This window comes from Undibacterium sp. JH2W (genome assembly GCF_049340425.1).
Classification (GTDB): domain Bacteria; phylum Pseudomonadota; class Gammaproteobacteria; order Burkholderiales; family Burkholderiaceae_D; genus Undibacterium.
Window position 1 is genome coordinate 1 of the sequence record NZ_JBMPOT010000043.1, and the last position, 8,597, is coordinate 8,597.

An 8,597-nucleotide genomic window follows, 5' to 3' on the forward strand; every position below is an offset into this window, starting at 1 on the left:
AGCAAGAAATGGACTATGCCAATACGGGATTGGAAAGGGGCATTCAACCGCTTTACCATCCAGTTCGATGACCGGATGTCGCTGAAATAAATGAAAAACCGTTTACACAAAATTCCGGACACCCCCGTTAATTTGTTCTTTTTTCCTTTTCTGATATTCGGAGAGAACTGTTTTTAAGGAGATAACTGAGCAGCAACGCATCTCCCCAAGTATATTGCCAGGACTAGTGGATTGGTCATTTCTCATGACCGGGCGTTTTCTAGCTAAGGCGCTTGCAATGGGCACTAAACCACTTTGAAATAGAATTTGGTGATTGGATCAGAGCTCACTACCAGCTCCTGGAAAACAATCAGATATCGTTCTGTGTTCCGCTTTTTGAGTTTTAGTTTTGATAATTGGTTTATCTTGCAATAATTTCTTACCATTGATACCATCCAAGGTTTGTCTGATTGTGATTTTGATAAGCCTATGTTTCGTCACTATAATTTCCAGCGTATCGTCTCCTGCGTCGTATTGACCTCCTTTAGCAGTCTGACGCTTTATCCGTGTGCTGTATCGGCTCAAGTGCGCACTGCCGCAGATCAGGCCGAAAGTGGTGTAACACCGGGCAGAATATCAACGAAACTTCTTGCACTCGCAAGCAGTACCAATACAACGGCGACCATAAAGACCAGCAACTCAGAAGAACGGCTGAGCCAGTTGCTCAAGCAAATTCAGGATGAAGTCAAAGCTGTTGCACCGGCAGCCAGCACTACAACCAATACCCCAGCTAAAGTTGGTTTACTTACGCTCGCTGCCGCAACCAGTAACAACACCGACCTGGTCAATCAGCACGTCAGTACCATACGCAGTGCCAACAGCCAGATCAAAGCACTCTATAGTGACATAGACCAAAGCTTCAAAGACACAGAGCAACACCTCAAAAATGCCAAACTCTCACCAGAGATACTGGCACGTCATAGCAAGGCAGTCGCCAGCTATCAAAGCCGCCAGGCAGAGTTCAACAAGATCATGGATAAAGTCGTCCAGGCCGACGACAAACGCCAGACCAGTGACCGTCAGGCAGCATTGGCAGAGCTTGGCAGCTTCATGGACAAATACCCTAATGCCAAGCCGCATCAATATACTGACCCCAACAAACTGCCATTTGGCAGCCCCAGTAACAAAGTCAGAAAACCCAACGAAAGCAAAGCCCAATACCAGGCCAGCCTGTTCCCGCCCAAGTACGACAAAGTCATGCTCGCCGGTAAAATACCAGACGGCCTGCAACTGGCACAGGCAACACTACCAGCCATCCCAACGGCACAAGACACCGCAGAGACAGAAGACATACAACTGACCCCTGCCATCAAGGCACAAGCAGCAACCTTGAACAACAACCCCGTACAAATCTATAACTGGGTCAGAAACAACATCAGCTTCATCCCCAGTTACGGCAGCATACAGGGCAGTGAATTGACGCTGCAAAACAAACGCGGCAACGCCTTTGATACCGCCAGTTTGCTCATCGCTCTGTATAGATCAGCAGGCATACCTGCGCGCTATGTTTATGGCACCATTGACGTGCCAGCAGAAAAGGTCATGAACTGGGTAGGTGGCGTGACCAAGATAGAGGCTGCGCAAAGCTTGCTGGGGCAGGGTGGGATTCCGAATATTGGACTCAATAGTGGAGGTACGATTGCTGCTATCCGCATGGAACATGTGTGGGTAGAAGCGTTTGTGGATTACACGCCTAGCCGGGGGGCGATCAATAAGAACCCGAATACTTGGGTGCCGATGGATGCCAGCTTTAAGCAGTATGAATTCACGGCGGGGATGGATATCAAAAACAAGGTTTCGTTAAACGGCCAAGATTTGCTGACTCAAGTTAAACAAGGGGCTACTATCAATGATGCAGGTGGCTATGTACAAAACCTGAATCAGGCCAATCTGCAAACGCAGATGAACAACTACCAGACTCAGGTACAAAACTACATTAACAGCCAAAAAGCTAACGCCACCGTTGGCGATGTGCTGGGTACCCAAAAGATCAAGGTGGAGGCCTATAGCATCCTGATGGGCAGTTTGCCTTACAAGATCGTTACTACTGGCAGCGAATTCCAGACCCTGCCAGACAATCTGCGCTGGAAGTTCAAGACCAACCTTTACCCGGCAGATGGCATCAGTACTAGCGATACCCCATTTGTAGAATTGAACCGCAGCACACCGCAACTGGCAGGCAAGAAAATCACTTTAAGCTTTGTGCCAGCGACACAGGCGGATCAGGATTTGATCAACAGCTATTTGCCGAATCCACACGCCGACGGCACGCCACTCCAATTAAATGAACTTCCAAGTTCGATGCCAGGGTATCTGTTGAATTTAAAGGCAGAAATCAGAGTTGAAGGGCAAGTCATAGCTCAAACTACGCAAACCTTTACAATGGGCAGCGACGTGAAGCAATCGAATCAGTATTTCAATCCCTCCAAGGGGACTTGGGACGGTGGTGAAGACAACGATATAACAGTAGGTGAATACAATTCAATTGGCTTAGATTTGCAAGGCGTCGGAGCACAGCAACTTAAAGCACTGCAAGCCAGATTGAAAACTACAAAAGCAAAATTAGACCAGTATCAGAAAAATCCGAGTGATATTGCACCAATTCAAAATATCACAAAAGAAGATCTAACCGGAGATCTACTGCAAACGGGCATTTTAAATTATTTTGCCAGTGTTGATAGTAACGACAATCTCATAGCAAAAAGTCGGCATGACATTGTGTCGTATCGACTTCCCAGTTACGGAAGATTTTTTTCAGGTGTTACACCTAATTTATGGTTCGGAATCGCAAGAAGCGTCAGATATTCAAGCATAGCAATTGACGTAGATTGGCTTTTTAGGAATGTTGAATCTAAAGACGGTGATGCCAATGTAAAGAGAATTTTTTTACGTGAAACAGGTTCATCCGCGTCGGGATTTGAACACATTATTCCTCAACAGATGTTCAGAGACCCTCAGTTCACGTCAAATGATCCAGGGCAATCGCAGGGGATAAGTGCCGTCAAGGCTCTTTCTGTCGCCATGAATCAAGGACAAAAGATATACACATTAGACCAAAGAAATGTTACTAGCCATGCAGCTATCGTCGAAAGCTTAGAGATAGGCAATGACGTAAAAGTAGAAATTATGAATGCGCTTGCAAGCGGAAAAGAGGTCACTGTGCACGAAAAAGATATTGTTACAAGTGACTGGCGGGGGAGTGGTTACATTATTTTGGACCCTGAAACAGCGGCCGGTGCTTACAAAATTTTTGGTGGGACAAATGGTGGCACATATCCTGGATGCGGTTATTCTGGATATGATCCAATCAAGATTTGGGAATATGTTAGTGATGCCATAGATAACACAGACGGAATGATAGATCGAGACGATCCGAATCATGCGTTTGATATGTCTTGGGTATTTGCGGAACATTTTTTGTTCGCCTACACTCAAGTTTCAGGATCAAATTATGTGGGTGCATTGGCTTGGGCGATATCAATATTTTGGGCGACACTTCTTTACGAATTTGCATATAAATATCCTGCATCGTGGCTTGGCATTCTCTCTTGTCAAACATCTCCACCTTCTGTAATGGCAGTTGTGTGGGGACTGGGTGGCATAGGTGCGGGCCTTGCAAATAAATTTGGCTTCTGAAGGGACTACTATGAAAATACTGAGACATTTAATTATTGTATCTATGCTAACCGGTGGAGTTGTCGGTCAAGAGTTGGGTGATACCCTTTCTAAGTTTATAGCGATCAAGACAGGAGCAAATTTTAGTTCCTATGTACACTCTGATGCATATATCCGAAATGTTCTTTCCAGCGTGTTTTTTGGAGTAGTGTGGGGGATTGTAATAGGATTGAGTTATTACGCCATATTGAATTGGATACAAAAACGAATAACCAAACAGCAGTAATTGCAGACGAACTTTTGAGGGAAGCTCAGAATTATTATGCGTATATCAGATGATCCAAACTATACGGCCCATATGACTTTTCTTCTTGCCAAAGACTTTGTCTCGGCAAGAAATGCTTTGGAGTTGGTTTTGCCAACTACTGACGGTTCCACTCCACATAAGGCTTATATATTGCAACAAATTGGGTTGACGTATTTTTACGAAGATAACGTTGAGGAAGCACTCAAATATTACGAGTTAGCGGAAAGTGTTGACCCTAACTCGCTTAGTATTCGGTATGCAACGGCTACGTTCTTTGCCAAGAAAATGAGAGACGCGGAAAAGACAATATTTAAATGCGAAGAAATCATCAGGCTGGCAAAAATTGCTCCGTTTGAAGAATCAGTCGAGGATATGAGTAGTCAATATTACATTGAAAAGGCTGAGGAATTGAAGAGGACAATTCAATCCGAACCAACTGAATAATGTACTTTGGACTTATTTCTACTTCATTGGTAAAGCGCTCATTGGGGACACCAATTCACGATTCAAGTTGTCAACTTGGCGTCGTAATAGTTGTTTGGGGTAGTTACTTTATTTTTGAGATAGCAGATAGCTGGCGAGCTGTTCAAACTTTATGTACTGACCGTACTTTAGGTATGACAGAAAGTGAATTGGTTAAATTGACAAAGCAACTCGCCCTCAGATATAGAAGACTGAATCCACATCAAGCAATAGTGATTGCTGATTTAACGCCAGATGGACCTGATTGCCGCATCATTTTTCAAGAAGATAAAGTCAAGTCTGTTGACTACGATGGAAATGGATTTAGTAAAAGTAAGCCGTGAGAGCGCTCTTACGCGTGTCCGTACTGCCGCAGAAGCCAAGGGTGGTAAATGCCTCTCAGATACATGCAACACGACGCATGACCGCGTCACCTTGCAGTGCGCAGAAGGACATACCTGGGACACGGTTGCACTAGTCATACTAAGGGGGGCTTGGTGCAGGCGTTGCCATATTGAAGCACAAAAGACATCTTCGAAAGCTGCTCTGCGCAGTCAGCACTATCTTGACAAAATCCGTGCCGTTGCAGAACCCAAGGGCGGTCAGTGCTTATCAACTGAGTGCAAGACCAGACGCGATAGAGTCACTATGCAATGCGCTCATGGTCATCAGTGGGATGCTGTCTACAATAAGGTACTGGAAGGTTATTGGTGTCGCCAGTGTCGCGATGATGCTAGGCGAGGCTCGTTAGAGGAAGTCCAGATGATGGCGGCGCAGCACAGCGGCAAGTGTCTGTCAACAACGTACCTCAATCGCCAAATAAAGCTTACGTTCGAATGCAAAAACGGCCATGTGTGGGATGCGACGCCAAATAAGATCCAGCAAGGTGGCTGGTGCCCTCAGTGCCAACGGGCTGCGAGCAAGACGCCTTTGTCAGAGATTCGGGCACTGGCAGCAACGAAAGGCGGTGTGTGCCTGAGTACCACCTATGGGGGAAAGACGACACCCCTACAATTCTGCTGTGGACAAGGACACCTGTTTGAACTCCGCCTCGGCAGTCTGAAGAATCGAGGGCTTTGGTGCAAACACTGTTCAAGGTACACGCTGGAGGATATGCAAAAGATGGCCGTAGACAGAGGCGGTCGATGTCTGTCAACTGCGTATGTCAACACTAAAACGCATCTGCTGTGGGAGTGTGCAGACGGTCACCAGTGGCGAGCTACACCTGGACATGTTTATACCGAAAAGACCTGGTGCCCGGTTTGCCGCCATGGGAAAAAGCGAAAATCGGTTACGCGCAAGAAATCAGGGAAGATGCTTTTGTTTGGCAAAGCTGCGGCCTAAGCGACACATGTAAATCGTCCAAGTATTTGCAGATTCGCATAGTCGAAAGATTTTATAGGTGGGAATTCATGTCTCTCAAAATTGATGATCCCAAATGGAGCTATACAACCCATTCACCTACATCTGGTACTCAGACGCAAAAAAGGGTGGATTACTGACGGCAAACTTTACCTGCTCGTGTGGTCATGCCTGGCGGGCAACCACTTCAAAAGACAGTATGGCAGAAGGATGTTTCATAGAAACCCACGCCGGTCTTAAAATCCGTTGCTATGCTTGTCAACAGGAATGGTTCATGCCACGCGAGGAATATGTCAATTTGTAGTCACTGACAGCAAAAGCAAAGCATCAACCTGGCGAAGTATCGTTCCGTCTCCTGCCACGTTCCACAGTCTCTGACTCTTTCGTCAGATTTTCACTCATAATTTTCGATTTGAAGTAAACCATCCCAACACAAGCGGCAAGGGAGATCGCACCACCCACAATGCCAAACCAAGGTAAGGTACCCCAAAACACAGTAGACAGGCTCGCAAAAGCCATAGCGGCATTGGCAAAAAAAGTAAGACGCCAGATAAGTGACGATGTCAATTCAGCCTCCCGTTATTTCTCTCGCAGGATTTTGTCGTCAACTTGCTGTAGCTGGCAAATTTTTTGGCAATCCGTTTCACTGATTTTCCGTATTAAGTTTTTTAAAAAAAGTTCATCGTATCAGGATTAAGGTCAATTGAAATCAAGGCTCAAGATGATGAGCTTTGATTTAAAACAAGCACATTGTACTGACGTACTTGTCTCAAAAAATGTGAGGCGATCAAAGTAGCCTCACATATTGCCAACAACTCTAGATAACATCTTCAGAGGATAAAATATAGACCAAGTAGCCAGGCACAGCCAAATGAATCTTTGGAGATTATTCTTCCTCGCTTGCATCTATAAGGTTTTTGCCATAATGGTTTATGAAACTTCTTCAAGCAAGTCTTCGTTGTTTCCTCGACTTTAGCTTTGACCGCTTTGATTCGCCTCAGTGACTTCAGTATTCATCGTGAAATACATCATCAACGCACGTACCGCGACAAAGACCAATACCGGAGCCTGAATGTCATAAGCACCTGCCAACATCAAAATAAATGCGATGCCAGAGAATGATGCCAGAAGAACCCAGTCCAATTTCTTCGTTCCAGCAAATTGGTTCTTTTGATGTGCAGCGTAAAGTCGTGCACTTAAACCGAAACTCAAGCCGGTAGCGATGCCAATGCAAGGGATTGCCATCGTTGCGTACAACAATACGACGGCAATGCTTGCAGACAGTATCAGGGCAAGATGAAATTTAGTGTTGGGGTCATTCTTCAGCGAAATCATGCGGTAAACTGAAGCCGTAGTTTTTTCAGTATTGGCAGGATGCTGAATGCAGCCACAAGCGGGGCAACTAATCGCCGTCTTGTGGATTTCTTTTGCACAGCCACGACAAAAAACCATATTGGGTTGAGAAGTCATTAATAACTCACTTTCATAAATTGAAAAATTTCGATAGAAATAAAGATGGCCAGGCAGAGATCACATCACTTCTGCCATGGTCGTGGTCATTGCGTGCAGGTCAAATAAATTATTATTGCGAACATTCGCCTTCCCATTCCTGCAAGACATCGTTGCTTATGAGCGCTTCATTGCCTGCCGACCTGCGGAAGCTAGCAATCTTGGCATCAACGCAAACAGTTACCTTGCTGGGGACATCTGGTGCGACCGATGGCTGGTCAGAGTCAGACATTAAATTTCCGTCTTTGTACTTTCTTTCTCGTACTACGCGCCCATCGGCAGACAGATTCTGGCGTATGCCATCTTGTACACCTGCCTTGTAGGTTTCAGTCTCTTCAAGGTAAGTGAGATTATTGGGGCCGACAAAATAGCGCTTCTTGACACCGTCCGCCAGGCCATTCTTGTATTGATAGACCACGTTATTGACTCTTTCATAGCCAGTTTTTTTGCCGTCAGTCCATGTCAGATCAGTTTCAAGTGAGCCATCCCTTGTGCTCCAGTGTTTTTCAGAACCGGTTTTGCTGTTAGCTGACCAGTTGATTTGTGAAATCAACTTTCCAGAGTGTCGGTCGAAATTTTCCTCAAGTCCATCTTGTTGACCGTTGCGCCATTGTTGCGTGTGAGTTAGTTTTTGGGTGGAGGCATCCCAATTCTGCTCTAGCCCCTCCTTTTTGCCATTCTTGTTTTCAGTCTCTGAGATTTTGATATGACCAGAGGCATAGCAGACTGCTGTTCCGTGTTGCAAGCCTTTTTTGACAGCAAGGTCGCACCGGCCAACTTCCATTGTATTAAATCTATTAGCCAGAATCTGATTCGTAATCGTCCCGGTGAATGGCTCGGTATCTCGGATTTTATAAAACATCCCGTTAATGACTTCCGTCTCACGGGCATCAATTTTTGGTGAGCAAGCTTGCATGACAAGTGACAGGGCAACCACCGGAAGGATGGCGGCCATATTTCGTATAGTGATTTTCAAGGGAGCTCCTTGGCTGAATGGTGTTGTGAAAATGCTGAATGCATCAATTTGATTGCTGAAAAGATATTTTTTTGGAACTTGAAAAGTGCATCTCTTTTAATTAATTCGAAATATTGTAATGTAAAACATCACATTGTAACTATATGGTTCCTGTTTAAATTTACTCCGTGAACTGATCATTACGTTGGTACGTAAAAGGTGTAAGCACCTCACCAGCACCGTCCTTGACTTTTTACGTTTAACTCGAAGTCAAACTCAGACTCAGGCTGTTTTTTGCGCCAGACGATCAGCGACATTCCAAGGCAAGAGATCGGCGACCTTATTGAT

Annotated in this window: 6 protein-coding genes; 4 read left to right on the plus strand and 2 right to left on the minus strand. The window is 45.3% G+C overall.

The window, feature by feature from the left end; translation table 11 throughout:
• The first annotated feature begins 468 nt into the window (after nt 1–468).
• Genes ACO0LC_RS28795 through ACO0LC_RS28810 form a run of 4 tightly spaced genes read left to right on the plus strand, consistent with a single transcriptional unit; the run spans nt 469 to nt 4,767 of the window.
• A complete protein-coding gene (locus ACO0LC_RS28795; protein ID WP_423009642.1) occupies nt 469–3,675 on the plus strand; it encodes a transglutaminase-like domain-containing protein in 3,207 nt (1,068 codons plus the stop codon).
• A gap of 10 nt (nt 3,676–3,685) precedes the next feature.
• The gene (locus ACO0LC_RS28800; RefSeq protein ID WP_423009644.1) at nt 3,686–3,940 is read left to right on the plus strand and encodes a hypothetical protein; all 255 of its coding nucleotides are present in this window, start codon (nt 3,686–3,688) and stop codon (nt 3,938–3,940) included.
• Between the two features lie 36 nt (nt 3,941–3,976).
• Nucleotides 3,977–4,405 carry a tetratricopeptide repeat protein gene (locus ACO0LC_RS28805; RefSeq protein WP_423009646.1) on the plus strand — a complete coding sequence of 143 codons (429 nt, stop codon included), beginning with the start codon at nt 3,977–3,979 and terminating at the stop codon, nt 4,403–4,405.
• Nucleotides 4,405–4,767, plus strand: coding sequence for a hypothetical protein (locus tag ACO0LC_RS28810; RefSeq protein WP_423009648.1), 363 nt, complete (start codon nt 4,405–4,407; stop codon nt 4,765–4,767). Before ACO0LC_RS28805 ends, ACO0LC_RS28810 begins: the two co-directional genes overlap by 1 nt.
• 1,990 nt (nt 4,768–6,757) lie before the next feature.
• Here ACO0LC_RS28810 and ACO0LC_RS28815 read toward each other — a convergent pair.
• Complete coding sequence (locus ACO0LC_RS28815) at nt 6,758–7,255, minus strand: hypothetical protein (protein WP_423009650.1); 498 nt, start codon at nt 7,253–7,255, stop codon at nt 6,758–6,760.
• A 112-nt stretch (nt 7,256–7,367) separates the two neighbouring features.
• Complete coding sequence (locus tag ACO0LC_RS28820; protein WP_423009652.1) at nt 7,368–8,270, minus strand: toxin-antitoxin system YwqK family antitoxin; 903 nt, start codon at nt 8,268–8,270, stop codon at nt 7,368–7,370.
• Between the last annotated feature and the right edge of the window lie 327 nt (nt 8,271–8,597).

Excerpts from the sequence above, each read along its gene's own strand:
- ACO0LC_RS28810 (WP_423009648.1), top strand. The coding sequence starts at position 4,405 with ATGTACTTTGGACTTATTTCTACTTCATTGGTAAAGCGCTCATTGGGG.
- ACO0LC_RS28815 (WP_423009650.1), bottom strand. The coding sequence starts at position 7,255 with ATGACTTCTCAACCCAATATGGTTTTTTGTCGTGGCTGTGCAAAAGAA.
- ACO0LC_RS28805 (WP_423009646.1), top strand. The coding sequence starts at position 3,977 with ATGCGTATATCAGATGATCCAAACTATACGGCCCATATGACTTTTCTT.
- ACO0LC_RS28795 (WP_423009642.1), top strand. The coding sequence starts at position 469 with ATGTTTCGTCACTATAATTTCCAGCGTATCGTCTCCTGCGTCGTATTG.
- ACO0LC_RS28800 (WP_423009644.1), top strand. The coding sequence starts at position 3,686 with ATGAAAATACTGAGACATTTAATTATTGTATCTATGCTAACCGGTGGA.